At 51.5% G+C, this 1,709-nt stretch carries 1 protein-coding gene and 1 pseudogene; both read left to right on the plus strand.

Annotated features, from left to right (window positions below; genetic code table 11):
* Nucleotides 1-369, plus strand: a pseudogene (locus BN93_RS05545) (SusC/RagA family TonB-linked outer membrane protein); the annotation flags it as partial.
* A gap of 59 nt (nucleotides 370-428) precedes the next feature.
* Nucleotides 429-1,709 (plus strand): RagB/SusD family nutrient uptake outer membrane protein (locus BN93_RS05550; protein WP_019187356.1); only part of this gene is annotated, 1,281 nt, incomplete at its 3' end.

Here is a 1,709-nt window from a genome sequence, read left to right on the forward strand (position 1 = left end):
AACCGCTGGCTCAACCCAGGCGACGAGCTGCGCACGGANGTTCCCACGTTGCCATCGCAAGAACTCATCGCCAAAGTGGGCAAAGAGAACATCGAGAAAACGTATAACACCTACAACTTTTCGCAAAATCACGTGGCCGATGGCAGTTTCGTGCGTATGAAGAACATCTCGTTGGGCTACACATGCACGCCTGCTTTGCTCAAAAAGTTGCACTTGCACGCCGCATCCTTGCGCCTCAACGTCACCAATCCCTTCCTCATCTATGCCGACAGCAAGCTGAAAGGGCAAGACCCAGAGTACTATCGCACGGGCGGTGTGTCGCTCCCCACCCCCCGTCAGTTCACTGCCACGCTCAACTTAGGGTTCTAAACAGCGGTCGGACATACGATATAAACCCCACCAACATAACGAAATCACTCCATATATAAATGAAGAATAACATCTTGCTACTGGCGTTGCTCGCGCTGTTTACAGCCTGCAACGACTTTCTGGACCAAAGTCCCGACTCCGATCTCGATGTAGCCATCGACACGGAAGACAAGATTGCCGAGCTACTTACGGGTGCTTACCCCCAAGCCAGCTACATCCCGTTTCTCGAACCACGTACCGACAACGTTGAGGAACGGCCCAACGGCGTGCATTCGCGACTGAATGAGGCCATGTTTTTTTGGGAAGACTACGACCAAGAAGACCTAGACACGCCCCTAAACTATTGGAATGCCTGCTACAAAGGTATCGCCCAAGCCAACAAAGCGCTGGAATTGCTCTCTACCTACCCCAAAAGTGCACGCGTAAAAGCACTTTATGGCGAGGCGTTCTTGCTGAGAGCCTACCTACACTTCATGCTGGTTAACATGTGGGCACAACCCTATTCCACCCAAAGCACCGACCCTGGTATCCCCTATATCACCAAACCAGAGAAGGAGGCACTGGTAGATTATAAGCGACAAACGGTGAGCGAGGTGTACGAACTGATTGAGAAAGACCTGAAACGAGGCATAACGCTCGTTGCCGACGAGTATTACAAGCACCCCAAATTCCACTTTAACAAGAAGGCAGCATACGCCTTTGCCACGCGTTTCTATCTCATGAAGGGCGACTGGGAACAAGTGGTGGCATACGCCGACTATGTACTTGGCGGCGACCCTAAGACCCAATTGCGCCCTTGGCGGACATATGCAAACGAGTTAGAGTTCAGACACCAAGACCTGTTTCGTCGCTACACGGCCACCGACGAGCCCGCAAACCTCTTGCTAACCACCACCGAGAGCCGCTTGGCACGCACCCTTCCCACCGAGAAGTATGGCTCTACGTTCAACATTGTAAACAAAGTGTTCGCCCAAAAAGGCATTGAGGGCGGCGGCGATTATGAGAAAATGAACTTCATCGGCACCTATATATTCACCTCTGGCGTACTTGGTGTACCTTCAAGTAGGTACTTAGCCAAGTTCGATGAGTTGTCTACCACCGAGAGTGTAGGCAGCAAACCGCGTGGATTGTACGTCACCAACGTGCTGTTTACCGCCGACGAGGTGTTGCTCAACCGCATGGAGGCACACGCTATGCTAAGAAACTACACCAAATCTATCGACGATTTGCTGCAATACATGCAAGGAAAGTTTGGCTTTATGCCTTCTATCGACCGCGACGTATACACAACGACCAACCGCAACAACTACAAAACATACACGCCCTTCTACGGAATGACC

This window comes from Prevotella conceptionensis 9403948, from assembly GCF_000312305.1.
Classification (GTDB): Bacteria; Bacteroidota; Bacteroidia; order Bacteroidales; family Bacteroidaceae; genus Prevotella; species Prevotella conceptionensis.